We start from the raw sequence: 24162 nt of genomic DNA, 5'->3' as shown, positions 1-24162 counted from the left end.
CAGAGGATGTGCCGGTGGCAGAGCTTGACGTCGTCGTGATCGGCGCCGGGGTGAGCGGGCTGACGGCGGCCGCGCGCCTGGCCGCCGCCGGGCTGGCGGTCACGGTGCTGGAGGCCAGGGAGCGGGTGGGCGGCCGGATCCGCACCCACCGGCCGTCCCTGCTGGAGCTGGGCGCGCAGGTGATCCACGGCGACCGCAACCCGATCGCGGCGCTGCCCGGCCTGGAGGCGCCGGTGCCGGTGCCGCGGCGCGCGGCCCGGGTGCTGCTGCCCGGCGGGCCGCGCCCGCTGACCGCGCTGCGGCCCACGCCGCCGCTGCTGGAGGAGCGGCTGACGTCGGGCGCGGCCCGGGAGCCGCTGCGCCGCCTGGCCGGGGCGAGCCCCTGGGACGTGCCGGTCGCGACGTGGCTCAAGGAGGAGACCGCGCAGTGCCCGCAGGCCCTGGAACCGGCGGCGGAGTGGTTCAGGCAGAACTGGGCGGCCGAGCCGGAGGCGCTGAGCGCGCCCGCGCTGGCCGCGCTGCGGCGGGCCGACCGGTCGGGGCGGGGCGAGTTCGCGCTGCCCGGCGGCTTCGACCGGCTGCCCGCGCGGCTGGCCGAGGGGCTGCGGGTGCGGCTCGGCGACGCGGTCGTCCGCCTGTCCTGGACGCGCGGCCGGGTGCGGGCGCTGACCGCCGCGGGGCACGTGGAGAGCGCCGCCGCCGCCGTGGTGACCGTGCCGCCGCCGGTGGTCGCCGAGGGGCGGCTGGTGCTGGACGACCTGCCCGTGCGCAAGCAGGCGGCGGCCTACGAGCTGCGGCCCGGCGACGCCTGGTGCGGGCTGGCCGCCTATCCCGTGCCCGCCCCCGAGTCCGTCGTGGTCTTCGACGCCGGCGGCCGTCTGGGGTTCGTCAGCACGACCGCCGGGCGACCCGAGGTGCTGGTGATGGCCAAGGCCCGCGCCGCCGCGGCGGCCCGGGGCGCGTGGGCCGAGCCGGGCGGCCTGGCCGCGCTGCTGGCCCGCGCCCTGCCGTGGACGCGAGGACTGAACCCGGAGGTGGTGGTGTCCGACTGGGGCGCCGACCCGTGGGCGGGCGGCGCGTACACCTACCCGGGCGTGGGGACGTTGTGGGCGTCCCCGGCCTGGGCCGAGCCGCTGGGCGGGACGGTCTTCTTCGCCGGGGAGGCCACCGTCGGCCTGTCCGGCCCGCCCATGGCGCACATGGCGATGGCCAGCGGGGAGCGCGCGGCCACAGAGGTGATTGGGGCGCTGGAGAGATGACGGCCGGTAACGGGGAGCTCCACGGCGGGTGGTTCCTGCTCGCCCTCGACGACGAGATCGGCCCGGGGATCACCCCGCTGCGGCTGGGCGGCGCGCGCCTGATGGCCGTGCGCGACGGCGAGCGGATCCGGGTGTTCGAGGCCACCTGCCCCCACCGTGGCGCCCATCTGGGGTACGGCGGCAAGCTGGACGGCGACTGCGTGATCTGCCCCTTCCACGGCAAGCGGATCTCGCTGGGCGGCTCCGGCCGGCGCTGGTCGGTGGGCGAGCTGCGGACGCTGCGGGCCGGGGCGGCGCTGTTCGCCCGGCTGTCCGGCGACCCCGGCGACGACCGCGGCTTCGAGCAGGCGATCAAGCAGGCGGCCGAGGACCTGACGATCGTGGCCGCGGTGAACCAGCCGGTGACGGTCCCGGCCGAGTACGTCGTCGAGAACGCCTTCGACGCCCAGCACTTCGGCACCGTCCACCTGGTGCCCTCGGTGCGCGGCATGCGGGTCAGCATGGGCGGGCACGACGAGCTGGTCATCGAGGGCGAGTTCCGTACCAAGGCGCCGCCGTGGGAGCGGGAGCGGCGGCTCGACTTCGCCTCCCGCTTCGTGGCCCGTGCCTACAGCCCGCACCTCGTGGTGACCGAGCTGGGCACGGAGTCGGCGCCGTACACGATCGTCACGGGCGCGGTGCCGGACGGGACGGGCTGCGTGGGCCGGGTGGCCATCGGCGTGCGGCCGGACCAGCAAGGCTCGCTGCCCGCGCTCGTGCACGGCGCCCGCTACGCCTTCGACCAGGACCGCGTGGTCTGGGACCACCTGGACACCGGCGCCCCGCAGCGGCTGGACGCCGGCGACACCCCGGTCATCGCCTTCCGCCGCTTCTGCCAGGGCTTCGCCCCCGTCCCCGCCTGCGCCGGAGCGTCCTCATGAGCCTGTACGTGCGCTCGACCGGCGAGGGCCGGGCCGTGTTGTGGATCCACGGCTACACGATGGACGCCTCGGTGTGGGAGCCGCTGTGGAACCTGCTGCCCGGCTGGCGGCACGTCGGCGTGGACCTGCCGGGGCACGGCCGGTCCGGGCCGCTGCGGCCGGGCACGTCGCTGCCCGCGCTGGCGGCCGAGCTGGCCGGGCTGGCCAGGGCGGAGTCGGCCACGCTGGTGGTGGCCGAGTCGATCGGCTCGATGATCGCCCTGCAGCTGGCCGTCGACCACCCCCGTGACGTGCGCGGGCTGATCGTCGGCTCCCCGACCATCGCCGGCGCGCCCCCAGAGCCGGGCACCGCCGAGCGTTACCGGGCGCTGGCCGGGCTGGCCAGGCTGGGCGCGGACGGCGAGCAGCTCGCCGACCTGTGGATGTCCTCGCCGCCGGACATCTTCCGCGGCACCGAGGACCATCCCGAGCTGCGGGCCAGGCTGCGGGCGATCGTGGCCGGGCACTCGTGGCGGGAGCTGCGCGACGGCGCGATGCACGGGCTGAGCAGGCACGTCCACACGGCCGACGACCTGCGCGGCATCCGGGCGCGCACGCTGGTCGTCGTGGGCGACCGGGACATGCCGACGTTCCGGGCCGGCGCCGCGCTGCTGCGCGAGTCGGTCCCCCGGTGCCGTACGGTCACCGTCCCCGGCGCGGGGCACCTGTGCCTGATCGAGCGGCCCGGGGTGGTGGCGCCGCTCGTCGCCGAGCACCTGCGGCTGTCGGCCCTGGATGCGGACGAGGAGGCCGGGCGTGCCGATTCACGAGCACTATGAGCCGGGCGAGCCGTGCTGGGTGGACTACGGGGCGCTCGACCCGGCCGGCGCGCGGGCCTTCTACGGGGAGCTGTTCGGCTGGACCTTCCGCGAGGAGGGCGGCTACTCCTTCGTCGAGCTGGGCGGCCAGGTCGTGGCCGGTTTCGGCCGGGTGCCGCCGGGCCTGCCCGCCTCCTGGAACACCTACCTGGCGGCCCCGGACGTGGACGCCCTGGCCGTCCGGGTGAAGGAGCTGGGCGGCGGCGTCGTCTTCGGCCCGATGGCGGCCGGCGCGGACGGCCGCGTGCTGTTCGCGACCGACCCGGCGGGGGCGGCGGTCGGCTTCTGGGAGGGGCACCGGCCGGCCGGGATCGTGCTGGCCGGCGAGCCGGGCACGTGGTGCGCCCACGAGCTGTGGTCGGCCGGCGCCGCGTTCTACCTGGACCTGCTCGGCGCCGCGCCCGCGGTCCGCGAGGGGACGGGGGCGCGGCCGCGGTGGATGACGTTCTTCGCGACCGCGGACCGCGCCGCGACCGCCGCGACGGCGGTCCGGCTGGGTGCCACGACCGCCCCCGGGCATCCCCGGGCGACGATCGTGCGCGACCCGTGGGGGGCCCTATTCGCGCTGACGTGACCGGCCGGACAGCACGAAGAACAGGGCCACGAGGACGGCGCCGGCGATGACGACCACCGAGCCGACCGTCTTGCCGATCAGGAAGGCCACGACCACCGCGGCGGCGTAGACCAGGGGAACGACCAGCCGGAGGTTCAATCCCATGCGCGCTCCTTGAAGAAAGACGGAACGGAACTCAGACGCATCATCGAACAGGCCGGGCCGGCGGTCCAGAATAACGCCGGAATATACGTATCGGCCTACGTATTGGGCCCCACCTGTCGGGCCCGTCACTGCGTAATACGTATCGATTATCGGAAGGGCTCGCGATGACCAGGGTATTAGTGATCGGCGGCGGCCCGGCGGGCTCGATCGCCGCGACGCTGCTGGCCCGTAACGGAATGGACGTCCGGCTGCTGGAACGCGAACGTTTCCCGCGTTACCACATCGGCGAGTCCGTCTCGCCGTCCTGCCGGACGATCATCGACTACGCCGGGGCGCACGAGAAGATCGAGGAGCGCGGCTACCCCGTCAAGGAGGGCCTGCTGCTGCGCTGGGGCGCCGAGCGCGACTGGACGGTGAACTGGGCGGCCACGTTCGGCCCCGAGGTGCGCTCCTGGCAGGTGGACCGGGACGACTTCGACCAGGTGCTGCTCGACCACGCCGCCTCCCAGGGCGTCGAGGTGATCCAGCGGGCCAGGGTCAGGCGCGTGCTGTTCGAGGACGGCCGCGCCTGCGCCGCAGAGTGGGACCGCGGCCTGGAGCGCTTCGATCACGTGGTCGACGCCTCCGGACGCGCCGGGGTACTGTCGGCGCAGCACTTCCGTGACCGACGACCGCACGACGTCTTCAGGAACGTCGCGATCTGGGGCTACTACCAGGGCGGCGACCTCCTTCCCGGCACGCCGGGCGGCGGCATCAACGTGATCTCCGCACCGGAAGGGTGGTACTGGGTGATCCCGCTGCGCGGCGAGGTGTTCAGCGTCGGCTTCGTCACCCACCAGACGCGCTTCCTGGAGCGGCGTCCCCACTACGGGTCGCCGGAGGAGATGTTCCACGCGGTGGTGGCCGAGTCGCCGACCGTGGCGGGGCTGGTCGGCAGGTTCACCGGCCCGGTGCGCATCGAGCAGGACTTCTCGTACGTGGCCGACTCCTTCTGCGGCCCCGGCTACCGCATCGCCGGCGACGCCGCCTGCTTCCTCGACCCGCTGCTGTCGACCGGGGTGCACCTGGCCATGTACAGCGCCCTGCTGGCCGCGGCCTCGATCACGGCCACCGAACGCGGCGAGGTGAGCGAGCAGGAGGCCCAGGGCTTCTACGAGTCCCTGTACCGCAACGCCTACCAGCGGCTGCTGACCATGGTCTCCTCGGTCTACCGGCAGTACCGTGGCCGGGCCAGATACTTCTGGCTGGCCCAGCACCTGGTCAGGGGCGAGAGGTCCGACCACGCGTTCGCCGCGATCACGGCCGGGCTGTCCGACCTGACCGACGCCACCACCGCCGGCGGCACCGCGCCGATGAGCGAGCTGGTGACCGCCGCCCACGACGCGGGGCTGCGCGCCCTGCGCAACGTCACGCCCGCCGGCAGCACCCTGGCCCCCATGCGCATGGACGCCAACGACCTGTACGACGCCGCCACCGGCCTCTACCTGACCGCCCACCCCCGGCTCGGCATCAGCCGCTCACTGACGAGGACGCCTTGATGAAGTCACTGGTCCGCCTGCTCCTGCCGCTCGCCTTACTGGCGGCCCTGCTCTCCCCGGCCCGGCGACGGCCGCCCGGACGCCCTCCTCGGCCGCGGCCGGGCAGGCGTTCGCCGGGCAGGCGGAGGCCATGCGGCGGCTCTCGTTCATGATCGGTACGTGGGCGGGGGCGGGCTGGACCGTCACGCCCTCCGGGACGCGGCAGGAGTTCCTGCAGACCGAGCGGGTGCGCCGGCAGGCGGGCGACCTGGTGATCTCGGTCGAGGGTCAGGGCCGCGACAAGGCCGACCCGCGCACGATCGTGGACAGCGCCCTGGCGGTGATCAACTACAACGAGGCGACCGGCCAGTACCGCTGGGAGGCGTTCTCGCGCGGCTACGTCACCACGGTGGTGCCGGTGGTCGGCGACGACACCTTCCAGTGGAGCCTCCAGACGCCCGGCTACACCAGCCGCTACACGCTGACGTTCACCGCCACGACCTGGCACGAGATCGGCGAGACCACCGTGGACGGCGGCCAGACCTGGCACCAGAACTTCCAGATGGACCTGCGCCGGCTCTACTGACGCCTGCGCGCACTTGTACAAATGTAACACTGCGCGAAAATTTGGTAGCAATGCGTGCATAGTCCCAGTTCAGCCGGGTACCGCGACTCCATTGGCTCCTCGTCCTGGAGGAAACCGTGGACATCAATATTGGCCAAGGCCTGACGGACGCCTGGCGACAGGTCGCGACGTTCGTGCCCAGGCTGGTCGCGTTCCTGGTGATCCTGATCATCGGGTGGATCGTGGCGAAGGCGCTGCAGAAGCTCGTGGACAAGATCCTCGACCGCGTCGGGTTCGAACGGGCGGTACACCGCAGCGGCGTGCAGCGCTGGCTCGAAAGCAGCCGGTACGACGCCAGCGGGCTGCTCGCCAAGCTCGTCTACTACGCGATCCTGCTGATCACCCTGCAGATCGCCTTCAGCGTCTTCGGGCCCAACCCGATCTCGGCGCTGCTCAACGGGGTGGTGGGCTGGCTGCCCAAGGCCGTGGTCGCCATCGTGATCATCGTGATCGCCGGGGCGATCGCCCGGGCCGTCAGGGATCTCGTCGACGGCGCGCTCGGCGGGCTGTCCTACGGACGCTGGCTCGGCATCGCGGCGGCCGTCTTCATCTGGGCGCTGGGCATCATCGCCGCGCTCAACCAGATCGGCGTCGCCACGACCGTCACGACCCCGGTGCTCATCACCGTGCTCGCCACGATCGGCGCGATCCTGGCCATCGGCCTGGGCGGCGGGCTCGTCCGCCCGATGCAGCAGCGCTGGGAGCGCTGGATCGGCCGGATCGAGGCGGAGGCGCCGCAGGCCAGGGCGCACGCCGAGGCGTACCAGCGGGGACGCGAGGACGCCCGCTCGATGGCCCGGCCCGCCGAACCGGCCCGGACCACGCCCGGCGCCCCCGGCACGACCGGCCCTACCGGCACCACCGGCACGACCGGCCCGACCGGCCCGACGGGCACGACCGGCGGGGCGACCCGCGCGGACATCCCGCCGGAGACCTGAGCTCCGTGTGGCCGGGACGAGCGCCCGGTCACGCGGACCCACCGCGGCCCGCCCAGGCCCGCCTCCCTGGCGGTCGCCCCGGAACCGAGGTCCGCCGGCCGGCTCAGGCGGGTTCGGCGAGGAAGCCCTGTTCGCGGGCGAGCCAGCAGACCGCGGTCAGCCGCAGCGCGGGCGCGTCGTGGTCGCCGCTGAAGATCCAGCCGCGGTGGCGCAGCTCGTCGAGGAAGCCCAGCAGGTAGTCGCCGAGGGTCTCGCGGTCGAGCGGGATCGCGTCACGCAGCAGCGCCGCGTGCTGGTCCACGGCCGCGACCAGCGCCGGCTCGGACTCCATCCTGGCGAGCTGGGCATGGCCCAGCGTGTCCATCAACCACCGCAGGGGCGAAAGCGCCCAGCCCTCCTCGAAAACCACGCGCCAACTTTAAGGCATCGCCCGAGGTCAGCCCGCCCTGGGGGGCGGTGGCGCGTCAGTCGAAGGGCAGCCCGACGTAGTTCTCCGCCAGCGTGGTCGCCGCCGCCTCCGAGGAGGTGACGTAGTCCAGGTAGGAGGTCTGCAGCCGCCGTCCGTACGCGTCGTCCTCGTCGAAGGTGTGCAGCAGCGTCGTCATCCACCACGAGAAGTGCTGCGCCCGCCACACCCGCTTCAGGCATGCCCGCGAGTAGCCGTCGAGCAGCTCCGACGAGCCGTGCTCGAAGAAGGCCGCCAGCGCCTCGGTCAGCACCCGGACGTCGGCCACGGCCAGGTTCAGCCCCTTGGCGCCGGTCGGCGGCACGATGTGGGCGGCGTCCCCGGCCAGGTAGAGCCGCCCGTACTGCATGGGCTCGGCGACGAAGGAGCGCATCGGCGTGACGCCCTTCTCGATGATCTCGCCCGTGGTCAGCTCGAAGCCAGGGACGGTCTCCAGCCGGGCCTTCAGCTCGGCCCAGACGCGCTCGTCCGGCCACTGGGCCACGTCGGCGTCGGCCGGGACCTGGAGGTAGAAGCGGCTGACCGTGGGCGAGCGCATGCTGTGCAGCGCGAAGCCGCGCTCGGTCCTGGCGTAGATCAGCTCCTCCGACGAGGGCGCCACCTCGGCCAGGACGCCGAGCCAGGCGAAGGGGTACTCCCGCTCGAACACCTCCAGGACCCCGTCCGGGACGCTCGGACGCGAGACGCCGTGGAAGCCGTCGCACCCGGCGATCACGTCGCAGTCGAGCCGCTCGCCGCCGAAGGTGAGGTACGGCTCGGAGCCCGGCGAGTGCACCGCGACGTCCTCGACCTCGAACCGCAGGTCGCCGCCCGCCGCCAGCCGGGCCGCGATCAGGTCCTTGACGACCTCCTGCTGGCCGTAGACGGTGATGGCGCGGCCGGGGACGAGCTTGTCGAAGGCGATGCGGTGGCCCGCGCCGCCGTACCGCAGCTCGATGCCGTGGTGGGGCAGGCCCTCGCGCAGCATGCGGGCGCCGACCCCCGCCTCGACGAGCGTGTCCACCGTGCCCTGCTCCAGGACGCCCGCGCGGACCCGCCGCTCGACGTAGGCGCGGCTGCGCTTCTCCAGCACCACCGAGGAGATGCCGCGCAGGTGGAGCAGATGAGACAGCAGCAGGCCCGCGGGGCCCGCGCCGATGATCCCGACCTGAGTTCGCATGAGGGAAGTCTGCTGCCTGCCGGCCCCGGGAGCCGAGTAGCCTCTTCCACTGAGTGGAAGAATTGTGCAGGAGTGTGGTCATGTCCGGAGGAGCCCGGCGTCCGGGGCAGACGGTGACGTCCAAGGTGCTGGCCATCCTGGGGGCGTTCGACGCGGCTCATCCGCAGCTCACGCTGACCGACCTGGCCAGGCGGAGCGGGGTGCCGCTGAGCACGGCCCACCGGCTGGTGGCCGAGCTGGAGGAGTGGCAGGCGCTCAGCCGCTCCCCCGACGGGCGGCTGCGGGTGGGGCTGCGGCTGTGGGAGCTCGGCCAGCTCGCGCCCGGCAGCCTCCAGGGCCGCGCGCACCCCTGGCTCCAGGAGCTGTTCGCCACCACCGGCGAGAACGTGCACCTCGCCGTCCGCGACGGCCTGGAGGTCCTGTACGTGGACAAGGTGTACGGCAGGCGGGCCGTGCCCATCGTCTCGCGCACGGGCGGGCGGCTGCCGATGCACCCGACCGGGGTGGGCAAGGCGCTGCTGGCCTTCGAGCCGGAGTGGTTCGTGCAGGCGTACCTGGCCCGCGCGCTCGAACGGCCCACGCCGCACACCGTCACCGAGCCGGGCCGGCTGGCCAGGGAGCTGGCGGCGGTGCGGGCCCAGGGCTACGCGCTGACGCACGAGGAGATGACGCTCGGCTCGTGCTCGGCGGCGGCGCCGGTCGTGGTGGACGGGCGGGCGGTGGCGGCCGTGGGGATCGTGCTGGCCTCGCGGCGCGCCCGCGAGCTGCCCCGGCTGGTGGACCCGCTCCTGGAGACCGCCGCCCGGATCGCCGCCGCCTGCCGGACCCCGTGACCGGCCGCCGGATGGCGGTCAGTCGGTGAACTTCTGGATGCGGTCCTTGAACAGGGTGGTCGCGATGGCCGCCTTGTGCGGCTGCCCCTTCAGGAACGCCTGGGCGAAGCTCTTGGCCTGGTCGTAGGAGACCTTGCCGGGCATGGGCGGCTCGTTCGGGTTGACGTCCACATCCACCAGGGCGGGGCCGTCGTGGGCGAGCGCCTGCCTGATCGCCGCGACCACGTCCCCGGCCTTGGTGACCTTGGCGCCGAACCCGCCGCACGCCCTGGCCCAGACCGAGTAGTCGGCCTCCGGCTGGGCGAAGCGCACGCCGTGCTCGGGGTAGCCGAGGACCATCTGCTCCCACAGGATCTGGCCGAGCGAGTTGTTGTTGTTGATGACGACCTTCACCGGCAGCCGGTGCTGGGCGGCGGTCAGGAACTCGGCCATCAGCATCGCGAACCCGCCGTCGCCGACGTAGGCGATGACCTGCCGGCCGGGGAAGGCGTGCTGCATGGCGATGGCGTACGGCAGGCCCGGCGCCATCGTGGCCAGCGTGCCCGACAGGTAGAACTCGCGCCCGCCGCGGATCGTCCAGTGGCGGGCGGCCCAGGTGGCGATCGTGCCGCTGTCGCAGGTCAGGATGGCGTCGTCGGCGGCCAGGTCGTCCAGGACGGACATGGCGTACTGGGGGGCGATCGGGTCCCTGTCGGGGTTCTCCAGGCTGTCCATGTCGGAGCGCCACCTGGCCATGAGCTTCTGGTACTTGGCCAGGTGGCCGTCGCCGTCGCGCCGGGCGAGCAGCGGCAGCAGCTCGCGCAGGCCCTCCTTGGCGTCGCACACCACGGGCACGTCGGTCGGCACCCGCGCCCCGGCCCTGGTCGGCTCGGCCTCGAACTGCACCACCCGCGCCCTGCCCGGCTCGGGGAGGAACTTCGAGTAGGGGAAGTTCGTGCCGATCATGAACAGGACGTCGGCCTCGTCCATCAGCTCCTCGCTCGGCTTGGTGCCGAGCAGCCCGATGCCGCCCGTCGTGTACGGCGAGTCGTCCGGGACGACCGCCTTGCCGGGCAGCGTCTTGACCACCGGCGCGCCCAGCGCCTCGGCCACGGCCAGCACCTCCTGCCGGGCGTGCAGCGCGCCCTGCCCGGCCAGGATGGCGGGCCGTTCGGCGGCGTTGAGCACCTCGGCGGCCCGCGCCAGGTCCTCCTGGCGCGGCAGCCCCGGGGGCCGCAGGTAGATCGGCGCCGTCTCCGGCGCCCGCACCGGCGCGACCGTCCGGTACGGGTCCTCCCCCGCCTCGGCCACCTGGATGTCGTTGGGCAGCGTGAGATGGGCGACGCCGCGCCGCGCGTAGGCCGTCCGGACGGCCAGGTCCACCAGCGAGGGCAGCTGGGCCGGGTTGGTGATCATCATGTTGTACTCGGCCACGTCGGCGAACAGCTTGTCGAGGTGGACCTCCTGCTGATAGCCGGTGCCGAGCACGGCGGTCTCCTGCATGCCGGTGATGGCCAGCACGGGGACGTGGTCGAGCTTGGCGTCGTAGAGGCCGTTGAGCAGGTGGATGCCACCGGGGCCGGAGGTGGCCAGGCACACACCGATCCGTCCCGTGGCCTTGGCGTAGCCGGTGGCCATGAAGGCGGCGGCCTCCTCGTGGTGCACCAGCACGAACCGCACCCGGTCACGGTGACGGCGCAGCCCCTCCATGATGCCGTTGATGCCGTCGCCGGGCAGACCGAAGACGGTGTCCACGCCCCACTCGGCGAGCCGTTCGATCAGGGATTCGGATGCGATACGAGCCATATTGGCGGCTCTACCCCGCACCGCCGTCCACAGACCTCGTCACGAAAATCATTGTCATCTCTGGGGATTCGCGGGTATGGACCCGGCATGCGCATTCTGGTCACAGGAGCCACCGGCACCCTCGGCAGGGCCCTGGTGCCCGTCCTGCTCAAGGCGGGACATCGGGTACGGGCGCTCAGTCGTACCCGGCACGAGGACCGCGGGGGCGTGGAGTGGGTGTGGGGCGATCTGGCCTCGGGCAAGGGCGTCGCCGAGGCCGTCCGGCAGGTCGAGGCCGTCGCGCACCTGGCCACCGGCGGCCGGCAGGGGCGCGCCCAGGTGGACCTGGCCGGCACCCGCACGCTGACCGCGGCGGCCCGCGCGGCCGGGGCCTCGCACGTGCTGCTGCCCTCGATCGCCGGCGCGGACCGCGCGCCGGGTCACCGCCACAAGCTGGAGGCCGAGCGGCTGGTCCGGGAGAGCGGCATGGCCTGGACGGTCATCCGCGCCACCCCGTTCCACCAGTCGGTGGACCGGCTGCTGCGCGACCTGTCGGCGCTGCCCGTGCTGCCCGTGGACCGCTCCCTGCTGTGGCAGCCGGTGCACGTGGACGACGTCGCCGGCCGCCTGGCCGCGCTGCTGGCCGGCGGCCCGGCCTGCGCCGTCGTCGAGTACGGCGGCCCGCAGGTCCTCGGCACCGGGGAGCTGACCAGGACCTGGCTGGACGCCCGCCGCCTGCGCCGCCTGTGCCTGCCGGTGCGCATCCCGGGCCGGCTGGCCGCCGCGCAGCGCGCGGGCGCGTTCACCACCGAGGCCGATCCCAAGGGCCGGATCACCTGGCACGACTACCTGTTCCCGCCGCCGCCCGTGCCCTCGGACGACTTCGCCGAGGAGCACACCGCCTCGCCGACCAGCCCGGCCACGCAGCCCGAGCGGGACCCGTCCGTGCGCGTCTACGGCGGCGACGAGGGCTACCAGCGGCCCACCCGCGGCTGACCCGCGGCCGACCCACGCAGCCCCGCGGCTGAGACCGGTTACCGATTCGTTAGGCACCCCCCTCTTGCTGGGCTTTCTCCGCCGTCGGTACCGTCACTGAACAACTTGTTCAGCCTGACCGATCGAGAGGTTCGATGACGGACCTGGGCACCCGCATCCGGGTCTACCGAGGCATGCGCGGCATGACCGTGCGCGCCCTGGCCGGCGAGGCCAAGGCGAGCCCCAGCTTCATCAGCCAGCTCGAACGCGGGCAGACCAGCGCGAGCATCGGCATGCTGCGCAGGATCGCCTCCGCGCTCGGCATCACCGTGGCCGACCTGTTCAACGAGGACGACGAGCCCGCCCACCGCGTGGTGCGCCGCGCCGAGCGTCCCGAGCTGGCCACCGCGCCGGGCACCCGCAAGTTCCTGATCTCCCAGCGCCCGCTGCGCACTGTGGAGATGTACGCCGGCGAGTTCGACCCCGGCGCCTCCACCGGCGACGAGCCGTACACGCACGGCGACTCGCAGGAGATCTTCCTCGTGCTGCGCGGCAGCCTCACGCTCTGGCTGGGCCCCGCCGGGCTCCGCCGCCGCGCACCCGCTGGGGCCCGGCGACAGCGTGGAGTACCGCACCTCGGTCCCGCACCGGGTGGTCAACGACGGCGACGAGACCGCCGAGGTGCTCTGGGTGATCAGCCCGCCCACCCCGTCCGCCGGGGAGAGAGCGGACGGGGAAACAACGGACGGGCAAGCAGCAGCCGTGGAGGCAGAACAGTCATGACAGGCATCCCGCTCACCGACGACTTCGCCAACGGGGGCGTCTCGTTCTGGTACCGGCAGATCGGCCTGCCGGCCAGGCGGCCCTCGCTGCCCGGCTCCCGCGAGTACGACGTGGCGATCGTCGGCGGCGGCTACACCGGCCTGTGGACGGCGTACTACCTGAAGAAGGCTCAGCCCGACCTGCGGATCGCGATCCTGGAGAAGGAGTTCGCCGGGTTCGGCGCCTCCGGGCGCAACGGCGGCTGGCTGTCGGCCGAGTTCGCCGGCTCCCGCGAGCGGCACGCCAAGGCCCGCGGCCGGCAGGCCATGATCGACCTCCAGCACGCCATGTTCCGCGCGGTGGACGAGGTCATCGACGTCACCCGCGCCGAGGGCATCGACGCCGACGTGCACAAGGGCGGTCTCGTGCACGTGGCGACCAACCCGGCCCAGCGGCGGCGGCTCCGCGAGGAGGTCGCCGACCTGCGCTCCTGGGGGTACGGCGAGGACGACATGCGGCTCATGGACCGCGACGAGCAGCGCGAACGCCTCCAGGTGGCGGGCACGCTGGAGGCCGCGTACTCGCCGCACTGCGCCCGCGTGCAGCCGGCCAAGCTCGCCGTCGGGCTGGCCTCGGCCGTGGCCGCGCTGGGCGTGGACGTCTTCGAGGGCACGACGGTGACCGAGATCCGGCCGCGCGTGGGCGGCGGCAAGGCGACCGCGCACACGCCGCTCGGCATCGTCTCGGCCGACTACGTCATCCGCGCCACCGAGGGCTTCACCGCGTCACTGGCCGGGCAGCACCGGCAGTGGCTGCCGATGAACAGCTCCATGATCGTCACCGAGCCGCTGCCCGCCGAGGTGTGGAAGCACATCGGCTGGGCCGGGCACGAACTGCTCGGCGACCAGGCCCACGCCTACGTCTACGCCCAGCGCACGGCCGACGACCGGATCGCGATCGGCGGGCGGGGGGTGCCGTACCGGTTCGGGTCGCGGACCGACCGCCGGGGCGCCACCCAGGCGCGGACGGTGGCGCTGCTGTGGCGGATGCTGGTGAAGCTCTTCCCGGCGGCGGCCGACGCGCGGGTGCAGCACTCGTGGTGCGGGGTGCTCGGCGTGCCGCGCGACTGGTGCTCGACCGTGCACCTCGACCACGCGAGCGGGCTGGGCTGGGCCGGCGGGTACGTCGGCAGCGGCGTCACCACCACGAACCTGGCCGGGCGCACGCTGCGCGACCTGGTGCTGCGGCGGGACACCGAGCTGACGGCGCTGCCGTGGGTGGGCCGGCAGGTGCGGCAGTGGGAGCCGGAGCCGCTGCGGTGGGCGGGCGTGCAGCTCATCTACACGCTGTTCCGGGCCGCCGACCGCCACGAGAACGACCGCGGCACCGGCACCTCGCTCTACGCCCGCCTCGGCAACCTCGTCTCCGGCCGCTGACCCGCCCCACCGGACCGGTCAGGGGCCGCCGGCGCCCTGCCAGGGGTCGTAGTCGACCTCCAGCGGCTCCTGCGCCGGCCGCTCCTGCTCCGGCACGTGCTGGAGGTTGACCCGGATCCGGTACCACACGCTGCTGCGCCCGCGCATGCCGTCGACCAGCACGTCGGCGGGCTCCAGCAGGGCCGCGACCTCGGGGTGGCGGGCCTTCCAGCGGTCGAGCCCGGCCAGGGCCTCCTCCTTGTGCTGGGCCCTGGCGATCTCGACGACCGGCATGGTCTGCTGCCTGCGCCCGCTGCCCTTGGGCGGCTTGGGCGCGGGCCCGAGCTCCTCGGCCAGCTCCAGCAGGCCGTCGAGCGAGCCGGCGTGCAGGTCGATGTCCTCCCACGGGTCGCCGATCTCGGCCAGCCGCTTCGGCACGCTGTCGACGGTGAACTCCTCGGGCCGGCAGCCGGGCACCTCCTCCCAGCTCAGCGGGGTGGACACGCGGGCGTCGGGCACCGCCCGCACCGAGTACGCCGAGGCGACCGTGCGGTCGTAGGCGTTCTGGTTGAAGTCGACGAACACGCCGTGGCGCTCCTCCTTCCACCACCGGCTGGTCGCCAGGTCGGGGGCCCGCCGCTCGACCTCGCGCGCCACGGTCTCGGCCGCCTTGCGCACCTGGGCGAACGACCACCGCCGGTCGATCCGGGCATAGACATGGAACCCCCGCGACCCGGACGTCTTGGGCCAGGCGACCAGCCCGTGGTCGGCCAGCACCTCCCGCGCCACCTGCGCGGTCGCCAGCACGTCGGCCCACTCGACGCCGGGGACGGGGTCGAGGTCGATGCGCAGCTCGTCGGGCCTGGCCAGGTCGTCGGCGCGGACCGGGTGGGGGTTGAGGTCGACGCACCCGAGGTTGACCACCCAGAGCAACTGCGCCAGATCGGTGCAGACCACCTCTTCGGCGCTCAGCCCGGACCGGTAGCGCAGCTCGGCCACCTCGATCCAGTCGGGCCGCTTGGCCGGCGCGCGCTTCTGGAAGAACGCCTCCTGCTCGATGCCGTGGACGAACCGCTTGAGCACCATCGGCCGCCCGTGCACGCCGCGCAGCGCCGCCTCACCGACCGCCTGGTAGAACCGGATCAGGTCGAGCTTGGTGTGGCCGGACCGCGGGAAGACCACCTTGTCGGGGCTGGTGACGCGGACGGAGCGGCCCGCGACCTCGATGTCAGGCATGAGATCACGATACGCGGCGGGTCCGACAGTCAGCCGGGACGCCACCCCCGGCTGCGCGTCTCCCAGTACGTCAGCCCGAGCCGCCGGTGCAGCTCGACGGCGGCCTCGTTGTGCTCGCGCGCCTCCCGTCCGCGGCCGAGCCGCCGGGCCAGCTCGGCCAGCACGTCGTGCACCGAGCCCCAGGCGGCGCTGCCCATGCCCATGACGAGGAGCTGGCCGGCGATGGGCAGCAGCCGTTCGTACAGCTCGGCGGGGTCGGGCGTGCCGAGGCGGGCGGCCACCAGCCCCCAGACGGGGTGCAGGAAGTCCGCGGCCCAGTCCTCGCGCAGCTCCACCCCCCAGCGGCCGATCAGCTCCTGGGCGAGCTCCGGCCGCCCGGCCTCCAGCGCCGCGAGCACGGCCAGCGGGCGCACCGGGCTCATCAGCGGCCGCTCCCCCGCCGCCACCAGCTCCTCCAGCAGCTCCGCGCCCCGGCCCTGGCCCCGTCTGCAGGTGTAGAGGGTGCCCAGGCGGCGCGCCTCGATCCCCCACAGGCTGCCGCCGAACGCGAGCCCGGGGAAGCGGCCGAGCAGGGCCTCGGCCTCGTCCCAGCGGGCGTGCAGGGTGTGCGCGGCGGTCTGCGAGACGCGGACCATGGCCTCCAGCTCGGGCCTGGCGACCTCGTGCAGGAGCTGCTCGCAGCGGTCCAGGTCCCTGGCCCACTCGGCCAGGTCGCCCGCGCGCAGCAGGCACGACATGCGCAGGACGCGCCCGACCAGCCGGGCCTCCCTGGGCAGGCCGGGGACGGCCAGCATCTCCTCGGCCGCCCTGCGCCGCGCGTCGTTGCGGCCCGGGACGAACCCGGCGATCAGGTAGTTGTTCAGCGCCTTGGCCAGCAGCATCGGGTCGTCCAGGCCGCGGGCCAGCTCGACGGCCGCCAGCGCCAGCCGCTCGCCCTCCGCGCGGCGCGGGCCGTAGTGCAGCTCGATGCCGAGCGTGCCGAGCAGCGCCGCCCTGGACGCCGGGTCCACACCACCGGCGAGCAGGTCCTCCAGCACCGCGACCATCGTCTCGTCCACGACGCCGTACGGCCGCCAGTTCCACACCGACAGCCCGCCGAACACCGAGACCGCGGCCACCAGCGCGTCCTTGTCGCCGAGCCGCTGGGCCCGGGCGACGGCCTCGTCCAGGTCGCGGTGGGCGCCGGCGGCGTCGCCCAGGCTGCGGCGGGCCCGGCCCAGCTCGGTGAGCAGCCGGCAGCGCCGCGGCGAGTCGCCGGGCGGGAGGTGGGCGAGCGCCAGCTCCCACAGCTCGACGGCCTCCTGGTAGCCGTGCCGGGCGGCGGCCTGGGCGGCGGCCTCGCCGGCGTGCGTGACGGCCTTGGGCGCGCCGCCCAGCCTGGCCGCCGCGGCGAAGTGGCCGGCCAGCAGCGCCGGGTCGGCGCCGGGCACGCTCTCCAGGTGCAGGCCGGCGCGCAGGTGCAGCCGGGCGCGGGCGAGCGTGGTGAGGCCGGCGTCGAGGGCCTGGCGGACGAGGGCGTGCGAGAAGCGGTAGTCGGCCGCCTCGGTCAGCAGCCCGGCGGCCAGGGCGGGCTCCAGGCCGGTCATGACCTCCTCGACCGGCTGCTCGACGAGCGCGGCCAGCAGGTCCACCTCGACCTCGCGGCCCGCGACGGCGGCGGCCCTGAGCAGGTCCAGCGTCGGCCCGGGCAGCCTGGCCAGCCTGCGGTCGATCACGTCGCGCGCGCCGGGCGGGACGAGATGGCGTTCGCGTTCGGGCAGCCGCAGCAGCTCGGTGAGGTAGAACGGGTTGCCGCCGGAGCGGTCGAGCAGCTCCCCGGGGTCGGCGCTCACCTCGCGCAGGCGCAGGAAGTCGCGCACCCCGTCGGCGTCGAACGGCGCGAGCGGCAGCCTGCGGCCCTCCCTGGACAGGGCGGCCAGGGTCTCGCGGAGCTGGGCCGGGTGGCCGGCCGGCTCGGGCCTGAGGGTGGCCAGCACCAGGGCGGATGTGCCCGCCAGCTCGCCGGCGACGTGGCCGAGCAGCTTCAGCGACGAGGCGTCGGCCCAGTGCAGGTCCTCCAGCACCAGCAGCAGCGGGCCGCCGCGCAGCGAGTCGAGCACGGCGTCGTAGAGGTCGAACAGCTCGGCGTGCGGCGACGGCGGGATCATGCCCGCCCGCGTCCACGGCCAGAAAGCCGGGGCCCTGGCGTCGTCCAGGCACCTGCCCCACTCCACCCGGAACCCGCGGGCGGCGGCCAGGTCGGCGGCGGCCCTGGCCAGGCTGGTCTTGCCGATGCCGGGCTCGCCGGTGACCAGCGCCGCCCCGCCCCGACCGGCCCGCGCCGCGCCCAGCAGCTCCTCCAGGGTCCGCAGCTCCGCCTCCCTTCCCACCAGCCGCTCCCCCGCGCCCCGGCCGGCCACCGGCACGGGCTGCGGCGGGGGCTCCGGGGCGGCCTCCGCGTCCTTCTCCGTCCCCCGGTCCGCCGCCGGAGTGGCGGTCGTCGCGCCGGGGGCGTCCAGGGCCGGGGACTGGTCGAAGACGGCCTGTTCCAGACGTCTGAGCTCCGGTCCCGGCTCGATGCCCAGCCGTCCGGCCAGCAGCCCGCGCACCCGGCGCAGGGCGGCCAGCGCGTCGGCCTGCCGGCCCGCCCGGTAGAGCCCGAGCACCAGCAGCCGCCACGCCCGCTCCCGGTACGGGTACGCCTCGGCCAGCGCCTCCAGGTCGGGCACGGTGGCCTCGCCCAGCTCCAGCCGCGCCTCCAGCCGGTCCTCCTCGGCCGCCAGCCGCAGCTGCGCCAGCCGGGCCGGCACCTCGGGCGCCAGCCCAGGGAACTCGGCCAGCGGCTCGCCGCGCCACAGGCCGAGCGCCCGGTCGAGCACCCGCGCCGCCTCGCCGTGCCGTCCCTGCCGCACCAGCCGGGCGCCGTCGGCCGTCCAGGAGGCGAAGCGGGCGACGTCCGTCTGGCCGGGCGCGATGTCCAGCAGGTAGCCGGGCTCGCGGGTGAGCAGCACCCGGGGCGGCGTGCGCGGCCTGCGTCCGGGTTCGAGCACCCGCCGCAGGTGCGACACGTACGCCTGGAGCGTGGCGGTGGCCTTGGCCGGGGCCTCCCCGCCCACAGCTCGTCGATCAGCCGGTCGAGCGGCACGATGCGGCCCGGTTCCAGCGCCAGCATGGCCAGCACCGCGCGCTGCTTGCGGGTGCCGAGGTCGAGGCGGCGGCCGTCGGCGTCGTCCACCTCGAGCGGCCCGAAAAGTCTGAACTCCACAGACCTCAAGTCAACCCCAATTCCCACGCAAGTGGGGCGACGCATCATCGATCACATGAACGAACTGAGGAACATGACGGCCGGCCCGGTGCTGCTTCCCGGCGACGACGGCTTCGACCAGGCGCGACGGCCCTGGAACCTGGCGGTGGACCAGCCGGTGCGCGCGGTGGTCGAGGCGGCCGACGCCGACGACGTGGCCGCCGTGATCGGCTACGCCCGCCTGCACGGCCTGGCGGTGACCGCGCAGCCGGGCGGCCACGGCGCGTCGGGCGACACCGAGGGGACGATCCTGCTGCGTACCGGCCGGCTGGGCGGGGTGGAGATCCGCGACGGGGTGGCGCGCGTCGGCGCGGGCGTGAAGTGGGGCGAGGTGCTGGCGGCCGCGAGCCCGCTCGGGCTGACCGGCCTGGCGGGCAGCTCGCCGGTGGTGAGCGTGACCGGTTACACCCTGGGCGGCGGCCTGAGCTGGTTCAGCCGCAAGTACGGCTTCGCCGCCGACAGCGTGCGCGCCGTCGAGGCGGTGGACGCCGACGGCGGCCGGGTCAGGGTGACCGCCGAGCGCGACCCCGAGCTGTTCTGGGCCCTGCGCGGCGGCGGCGGCGACTTCGCGATCGTGACGGCGCTGGAGTTCGACCTGCACCCCGCGCCCTTCCTGTACGGCGGCCGGATCATCTGGCCGGCCGACCGCGCCGAGCAGGTCATGGCGGCCTTCCGCGAGGTCACCGCCGACGCGCCGGAGGAGCTGTCGGTGTGGTTCCAGCTCCTGACGCCGCCCGGGGCCCCCGGCTTCGTCATGGCCGACTGCACCTACCTCGGGGCCGACCCGGGGGCGCTGCTGCGGCCGTTCGAGGCGGTGGGCGGGGCGATCGCCGACACCAGGCGGCGGCTGCCGGTGGCCGACCTGGCCTCGATCTGCGACGAGCCGGTCGACCCGAGCCCGGGCGTGGGCCACACCGAGCTGCTGACCAGGCTGGACGACGAGGTCGCCGGCGTGCTGGCCGGCGAGCCGATCGAGCCGCTGCTGGCGGTGCAGGTCCGGCACCTGGGCGGGGCCGTGGCCAGGCCGGTCGAGGGCGGGGGCGCGGTGGAGCGGCTGACGGAGCCGTACCTCGTGCACGCGCTGGGCCTGCCGTCGCCGGAGGTGTCGGAGCGGATGGAGCGGCTCGGCAAGTCGCTGGTGCCGTTCAGCACCGGGCGGCGTCCGTTCACGATGCTGCACGGCGGGGAGCAGGCGGCGGCGGCCTTCTCGCCCGAGACGCTGGCCAGGCTGCGCGACCTCAAGCGCGCCCGCGACCCGCTCAGCGTCATCAGGTCCAACTTCCCGGTGCTCGGCTGACCGGCCTACGGTTCGTCGAGGACCAGGTCGTACGTCTCCCGGGGCGCCACGAAGGCGCACAGCCGGGCGGCCTCGGCCAGCAGGGCGTCGCGATCCGTGCGGGGCAACGGGGTGAACGGCCGGATGCGCAGTGTCCGGTCCCGGATCTGCCAGGTGCCCTGCCACATGCCGTCGACCAGGAAGGTGCCGGTGGTCGCGCCGTTGCCCGGTGGGAGCGGGACGGGGCGGTTGCCGGGGATCACCCGGGTCCGGTCCTTGTGTGACAGCAGCAGATTGTCGTATTCGGGGAGGAATCTGGGCGGGGCGGGCACGTCCTCGGCCGGCCGGGGCCCGTCGGGCAGGTCGTACAGCACCTGCCGCTCCTCCCCGCGGAACACCCGCAGGGGCAGCCGCTCCACCACCTCGCGCAGGTGGGTCAGCCCGGACCACAGCTGGACGTCCGCGACACTCGCCGGGCCGAACGCGCCGAGATAGCGCAGCACCAGCGCGTCCACCGGCACCGGACGCAGCGGCGCGCCCAGCCAGCTCTCCACGGGCGTCCACGCGGCGGGGCCGGTGCCGCCCCAGATGCCCCGGGGCGGCACCTGGCACAGCGTGAGGTGATGCGTGGCCGCGTAGGCCAGCGCGCTCGGATCGGCGCCCGGCCGGCTCTCCGCGAGCAGCCTGCCCAGCTCACCGCGGGTGCGCGGCCGCTCCGCCAGCAGCCGCCCGGCCTGTTCGAGCAGCGCCTCCCGGTCCACGTCCCCGAGACCGCGGCGGAAGTGCGCGCGGAAGTCGGCGGCGTGCAGCGGATGGAACAGCGCGCGCCAGCCCAGGCAGTCGCGCGCGCTGACCAGGTGCACGGTGTTGCGCATCAGGTGCAGCCGCACCACCTGGCGCTGCTCGGTCAGCGCCGACAGCTCGCCCGGCGCGAAGCCCCGCAGCCGGGTCCACAGCCCCACGTACGGGGCGAGCGGCGCCTGGGACTGCATGCCGCCCAGGTGCTCGATCGCGTCGACCGCCCGGACCGGCGCGCGTTCCAGCAGGTACTGGCGGGCCAGCGTGGCCCGGTTGAGGCGACGCCGGCTCAGCACGTCGCTCACCGCAGCGGCCCGAAGAAGTCCCGCAGGTCGGCCGCCAGCACGGCGGGGGCCTCCATCGCGGGGAAGTGCCTGCCGCGCTCGAACTCGCTCCAGTGCGCGCCGGCCGGCGCGGGCACCAGCCTGCGCACCGTCTCGTCGGCGCCGAAGACCGCGAACCCCTGCGGCACGGCGGGCGGCGCGCCCCAGTCGGCGGAGTGGGCCTGCTCGTACAGGGTGTGCGCGGCGGAGGCGCCGGAGCCGGTGAACCAGTACAGGCTGACCGTGGTGAGCAGCTGGTCGCGGTCGACCGGCAGGTCGGTCCACTCGTGGACCTTCTCGGCGATCCAGGCCAGCTGCAGCAGCGGCGAGTCGGCCAGGCCGTAGCCGATGGTCTGCGGCCGGCTGTTCTGGATCGCCAGGTAGCCGGAGCCCTCCTTCCGGAAGGCGTCCATCCGGCTCAGGATCAGCTTGTCGACCGGGTCGTCCGGGTCGAGCCGGTCGGCGATCCCCGGCATGAAGGTGGCGACGTTCGCGGCGGTGAACGGATCGGTCACCACGTGCACGCCGACGACGTGCTCGCCGTCGAGGCCGGCGAGCAGGCCGGACACGCCCGCGCCGACGTCGCCGCCGTGCACGCCGTACCGCTCGTAGCCGAGCCGGCCCATCAGCTCGGCCCAGGCGCGGGCGGTGCGCCCCATCGACCAGCCGGTCCCGCCCAGCGGGGTGGAGAAGGCGTAGCCGGGCAGCGACGGCGCGACGACGTGGAACGCCTGGCCCTCGGCCGGGTCGACCAGCGGCTCGATCAGGTGCAGGAACTCGGCGACGGAGCTCGGGTAGCCGTGGGTGATCAGCAGCGGCCTGGCGTCGGGCCGGTCGGACCTGACGTGCAGGAAGTGCACGCGCTGGCCGTCGATCTCGGTGGTGAACTGCGGGTAGCCGTTGAGCCGTGCCTCCTGGGCGCGCCAGTCGTACCGCGTGCGCCAGTACTCGGCGAGCTCCTTCAGGTGGCCCGGCGGCACGCCGCGGGTCCATTCCACGCCGGGCAGCTCGCCGGGCCAGCGGGCGTGGGCGAGCCGGTCGTGCAGGTGGTCGACGTCGGCCTGGGGGATCTCGACGCGGAAGGGCTGGATGTCGTCGCGCACGGCGCTGCTCCTTGTCAACGGCATGGCCATGAGTGCTCTTGCGCTCATGCGGAGAAGACTAGGAACATTCACGGAAAGGATCGTTCCTAGATTGTCGTCAGGATCGAAGAATGCTGGAAACCTCGGCGCGGCTGCTGCGCCTGCTGTCCCTGTTGCAGGCCCGGCGCGACTGGACGAGCACCGAGCTGGCCGGCCGGCTCGGCGTCACCACCCGCACCATCCGCAACGACGTCGGCCGCTTGCGCGCGCTCGGCTACCCGGTCGACGCGCGGCCGGGCGTGGCCGGCGGCTACCGGCTCGGCTCGGACGGCGCCCTGCCGCCGCTGCTGCTGGACGACGACGAGGCGGTGGCGGTCGCCATCGGCCTGCGTACCGCCGCGAGCGGCTCGATCGCGGGGATCGAGGAGACCTCGATGCGGGCGCTGGCGAAGCTGCAGCAGGTGCTGCCCGCACGGCTGCGCCACCGGGTGAGCGCCTTCCAGGCGTACGCGCTGCCGATGCCGTCGCGCGGCTCGCAGGTCGATCCCGACGTGCTGACCGTGATCGCGAGCGCGTGCCGCGACCATGAGCGGCTGCGCTTCGACTACCGGGCGCATTCCGGGGCGACCGGCCGGCGCTCGGTGGAGCCGTACCGCCTGGTGCACGACCGGCGGCGCTGGTACCTGGTGGCCTGGGACGTCGACCGGGACGCCTGGCGCACCTTCCGGGTCGACCGGATCGAGCCGCGGACGCCCACAGGACCGCGCTTCACGCCCCGCGAGCTGCCGCCCGACCACGAGATCACGGCGCGGGTGGCCCGCGGTGCCGGCGAGGCGACCTGGCGCTACCGCGCGCGGGTGATCGTGCACGCGCCCGCCTCGCACGTGCGGGACCGGCTGCCGATCCCGGTGGAGGTGCAGCCGCTGGGCGAGGACCGGTGCGTGTTCGAGCCGGGCTCGGACCATCCGGAGATGCTCGCCCTGCACCTGGGCATGCTGGACGCGGACTTCACGGTCGTGGACTCGCCGGAGCTGGTGGCCGCGCTGCGCGCGCTGACGGGCCGCTACCAGCGCGCGATCGACGCCGCCGGCCAGGCACCCGGCTAGCCGGCCCGGCTCGGGAACGCCGCTCCCGGCCAGGCGCCCGCCGGTGCCGCCCTAGGCGAGGTCGCCGTGGCGGCCCGCGCCGGCGGCGAACCTGGCGGCGCCCTCCGCCGCGTCCGGCAGCGAGACCAGGCCGTGGCGCAGCTCGTTGCGCATGGCCTCCGCCTCGGGCAGGCCGTGCTGCTCCAGCAGCGACATGCGGTCGCCGCGCAGGCACGCCTGCGGGAACGCGGCGATCCGCGCGGCCAGCTCCTCGGCGTGCCGCCGGGCCGTGCCGGTGGGCACCAGGCGGTTGACCAGGCCCATGTCCCGGGCCTCCGGGGCGCTCACCGCGCGGCCGGTGAGGATCATGTCCATGGCGTGGGAGGCGCCGACGAGCCGGGGCAGCCGCACCGTGCCGCCGTCGATCAGCGGCACGCCCCAGCGGCGGCAGAAGACGCCGAACACCGCGTCCTCCTCGGCCACCCGCAGGTCGCACCAGAGGGCGAGCTCCAGCCCGCCGGCCACGGCGTGCCCGGCGACGGCGGCGATCACCGGCTTGGACAGGCGCATCCTGGTGGGCCCCATGGGGCCGTCGCCGTCCTCGCCGACGTGGTTGTCCAGCGCCTTGAGGTCGGCCCCGGCGCAGAACGTGCCGCCCTCGCCCCACAACACCGCCACGGCCGCGTCGGAGCGCTCGAAGTCGCCGAACGCGTCCGTGAGCGCGTCGGCGGTCTTCCTGTCCACCGCGTTGCGCGCCTCCGGCCTGCTGATCACGACGGTGGTGACGGGCCCCTCGCGCTCGACGCGTACGGTCATGCGACCCTCCTCCGGGGAACGTGCGGCTTCGCCTCGGGGAAACCTGCCGAGCGTA

Annotated in this window: 21 protein-coding genes and 1 pseudogene; 13 read left to right on the top strand and 9 right to left on the bottom strand. The window is 74.5% G+C overall.

The genetic code is table 11. The features are described from left to right. Positions 1-14 precede the first annotated feature (14 nt). The 4 genes from ACNF49_RS20950 to ACNF49_RS20935 are packed head-to-tail and all read left to right on the top strand — an operon-like array spanning position 15 to position 3610. Positions 15-1259 carry a flavin monoamine oxidase family protein gene (locus ACNF49_RS20950; RefSeq protein WP_357964428.1) on the top strand — a complete coding sequence of 415 codons (1245 nt, stop codon included), beginning with the start codon at positions 15-17 and terminating at the stop codon, positions 1257-1259. Then, complete coding sequence (locus tag ACNF49_RS20945) at positions 1256-2179, top strand: Rieske 2Fe-2S domain-containing protein (RefSeq protein WP_482944745.1); 924 nt, start codon at positions 1256-1258, stop codon at positions 2177-2179. The genes ACNF49_RS20950 and ACNF49_RS20945 overlap by 4 nt, the downstream gene beginning before the upstream one ends. Further along, positions 2176-2997 carry an alpha/beta fold hydrolase gene (locus ACNF49_RS20940; protein WP_357964432.1) on the top strand — a complete coding sequence of 274 codons (822 nt, stop codon included), beginning with the start codon at positions 2176-2178 and terminating at the stop codon, positions 2995-2997. Before ACNF49_RS20945 ends, ACNF49_RS20940 begins: the two co-directional genes overlap by 4 nt. Then, positions 2975-3610, top strand: a complete 636-nt coding sequence (locus tag ACNF49_RS20935) for a VOC family protein (protein ID WP_482944744.1) — start codon at positions 2975-2977, stop codon at positions 3608-3610. Before ACNF49_RS20940 ends, ACNF49_RS20935 begins: the two co-directional genes overlap by 23 nt. Here ACNF49_RS20935 and ACNF49_RS20930 read toward each other — a convergent pair. Continuing rightward, on the bottom strand, positions 3593-3754 hold the full coding sequence (locus ACNF49_RS20930; protein ID WP_352329725.1) for a hypothetical protein: 162 nt from the start codon (positions 3752-3754) through the stop codon (positions 3593-3595). The two genes, ACNF49_RS20935 and ACNF49_RS20930, sit on opposite strands and share 18 nt — an antisense overlap. A gap of 164 nt (positions 3755-3918) precedes the next feature. Between ACNF49_RS20930 and ACNF49_RS20925 the strand changes: the two genes are divergently transcribed. From ACNF49_RS20925 to ACNF49_RS20915, 3 genes are all read left to right on the top strand, one after another. Further along, positions 3919-5292, top strand: a complete 1374-nt coding sequence (locus tag ACNF49_RS20925; protein WP_482944743.1) for an NAD(P)/FAD-dependent oxidoreductase — start codon at positions 3919-3921, stop codon at positions 5290-5292. Between the two features lie 130 nt (positions 5293-5422). Further along, positions 5423-5857, top strand: a complete 435-nt coding sequence (locus tag ACNF49_RS20920; RefSeq protein ID WP_482944742.1) for a hypothetical protein — start codon at positions 5423-5425, stop codon at positions 5855-5857. Between the two features lie 122 nt (positions 5858-5979). Beyond that, positions 5980-6834 (top strand): mechanosensitive ion channel family protein, encoded by an 855-nt coding sequence (locus tag ACNF49_RS20915; RefSeq protein WP_482945555.1) that lies wholly within the window; start codon positions 5980-5982, stop codon positions 6832-6834. Positions 6835-6937: 103 nt separating this feature from the next. On the opposite strand, the gene ACNF49_RS20910 is transcribed toward ACNF49_RS20915, so the two are convergent. Then, positions 6938-7243 carry a DUF6401 family natural product biosynthesis protein gene (locus tag ACNF49_RS20910; protein ID WP_357964440.1) on the bottom strand — a complete coding sequence of 102 codons (306 nt, stop codon included), beginning with the start codon at positions 7241-7243 and terminating at the stop codon, positions 6938-6940. Positions 7244-7298: 55 nt separating this feature from the next. Beyond that, on the bottom strand, positions 7299-8459 hold the full coding sequence (locus ACNF49_RS20905) for a 4-hydroxybenzoate 3-monooxygenase (RefSeq protein ID WP_357964442.1): 1161 nt from the start codon (positions 8457-8459) through the stop codon (positions 7299-7301). 80 nt (positions 8460-8539) lie between these two features. On the opposite strand from ACNF49_RS20905, the gene ACNF49_RS20900 reads away from it, so the two are divergent. Next, positions 8540-9292 (top strand): IclR family transcriptional regulator, encoded by a 753-nt coding sequence (locus ACNF49_RS20900; protein WP_482944741.1) that lies wholly within the window; start codon positions 8540-8542, stop codon positions 9290-9292. A gap of 18 nt (positions 9293-9310) precedes the next feature. Here the strand turns inward: ACNF49_RS20900 and ACNF49_RS20895 are convergent, their stop codons facing one another. Continuing rightward, positions 9311-11077: a thiamine pyrophosphate-dependent enzyme gene (locus tag ACNF49_RS20895; RefSeq protein WP_482944740.1), complete on the bottom strand. Its 1767-nt coding sequence runs from the start codon at positions 11075-11077 to the stop codon at positions 9311-9313. A gap of 87 nt (positions 11078-11164) precedes the next feature. Here ACNF49_RS20895 and ACNF49_RS20890 point away from each other — a divergent pair, with 87 nt between their 5' ends. The 3 genes and pseudogenes from ACNF49_RS20890 to ACNF49_RS20880 all read left to right on the top strand — a co-directional run bounded on the left by ACNF49_RS20890 (position 11165) and on the right by ACNF49_RS20880 (position 14229). Further along, on the top strand, positions 11165-12052 hold the full coding sequence (locus tag ACNF49_RS20890; RefSeq protein WP_482944739.1) for an SDR family oxidoreductase: 888 nt from the start codon (positions 11165-11167) through the stop codon (positions 12050-12052). Positions 12053-12186: 134 nt separating this feature from the next. Next, positions 12187-12366, top strand: a pseudogene (locus ACNF49_RS20885) (helix-turn-helix domain-containing protein); the annotation flags it as partial. Positions 12367-12810: 444 nt separating this feature from the next. Then, positions 12811-14229 carry an NAD(P)/FAD-dependent oxidoreductase gene (locus ACNF49_RS20880; protein ID WP_482945554.1) on the top strand — a complete coding sequence of 473 codons (1419 nt, stop codon included), beginning with the start codon at positions 12811-12813 and terminating at the stop codon, positions 14227-14229. Positions 14230-14247: 18 nt separating this feature from the next. Here ACNF49_RS20880 and ligD read toward each other — a convergent pair whose 3' ends face one another. Together ligD and ACNF49_RS20870 are read right to left on the bottom strand one after the other, a co-directional pair. Then, positions 14248-15444, bottom strand: coding sequence for a non-homologous end-joining DNA ligase (gene ligD / locus ACNF49_RS20875; protein ID WP_357964451.1), 1197 nt, complete (start codon positions 15442-15444; stop codon positions 14248-14250). A gap of 29 nt (positions 15445-15473) precedes the next feature. Next, entirely contained in the window at positions 15474-18539 is a 3066-nt protein-coding gene (locus ACNF49_RS20870; protein WP_482944738.1) for an ATP-binding protein, read from the bottom strand. Between the two features lie 204 nt (positions 18540-18743). Here ACNF49_RS20870 and ACNF49_RS20865 point away from each other — a divergent pair, with 204 nt between their 5' ends. Further along, entirely contained in the window at positions 18744-20024 is a 1281-nt protein-coding gene (locus tag ACNF49_RS20865; protein ID WP_482944737.1) for an FAD-binding oxidoreductase, read from the top strand. A gap of 5 nt (positions 20025-20029) precedes the next feature. Here ACNF49_RS20865 and ACNF49_RS20860 read toward each other — a convergent pair whose 3' ends face one another. Together ACNF49_RS20860 and ACNF49_RS20855 are read right to left on the bottom strand one after the other, a co-directional pair. After that, entirely contained in the window at positions 20030-21097 is a 1068-nt protein-coding gene (locus tag ACNF49_RS20860) for a winged helix DNA-binding domain-containing protein (protein ID WP_482944736.1), read from the bottom strand. A 5-nt stretch (positions 21098-21102) separates the two neighbouring features. Then, positions 21103-22275, bottom strand: a complete 1173-nt coding sequence (locus ACNF49_RS20855; RefSeq protein WP_482944735.1) for an epoxide hydrolase family protein — start codon at positions 22273-22275, stop codon at positions 21103-21105. A gap of 62 nt (positions 22276-22337) precedes the next feature. Between ACNF49_RS20855 and ACNF49_RS20850 the strand changes: the two genes are divergently transcribed. Further along, entirely contained in the window at positions 22338-23312 is a 975-nt protein-coding gene (locus ACNF49_RS20850; RefSeq protein WP_482944734.1) for a helix-turn-helix transcriptional regulator, read from the top strand. A gap of 51 nt (positions 23313-23363) precedes the next feature. On the opposite strand, the gene ACNF49_RS20845 is transcribed toward ACNF49_RS20850, so the two are convergent. Continuing rightward, entirely contained in the window at positions 23364-24107 is a 744-nt protein-coding gene (locus ACNF49_RS20845; RefSeq protein ID WP_482944733.1) for a crotonase/enoyl-CoA hydratase family protein, read from the bottom strand. Between the last annotated feature and the right edge of the window lie 55 nt (positions 24108-24162).

This window comes from Actinomadura sp. ATCC 39365 (assembly GCF_054392275.1).
This window is presented reverse-complemented; position numbering and strand designations above follow the sequence as displayed.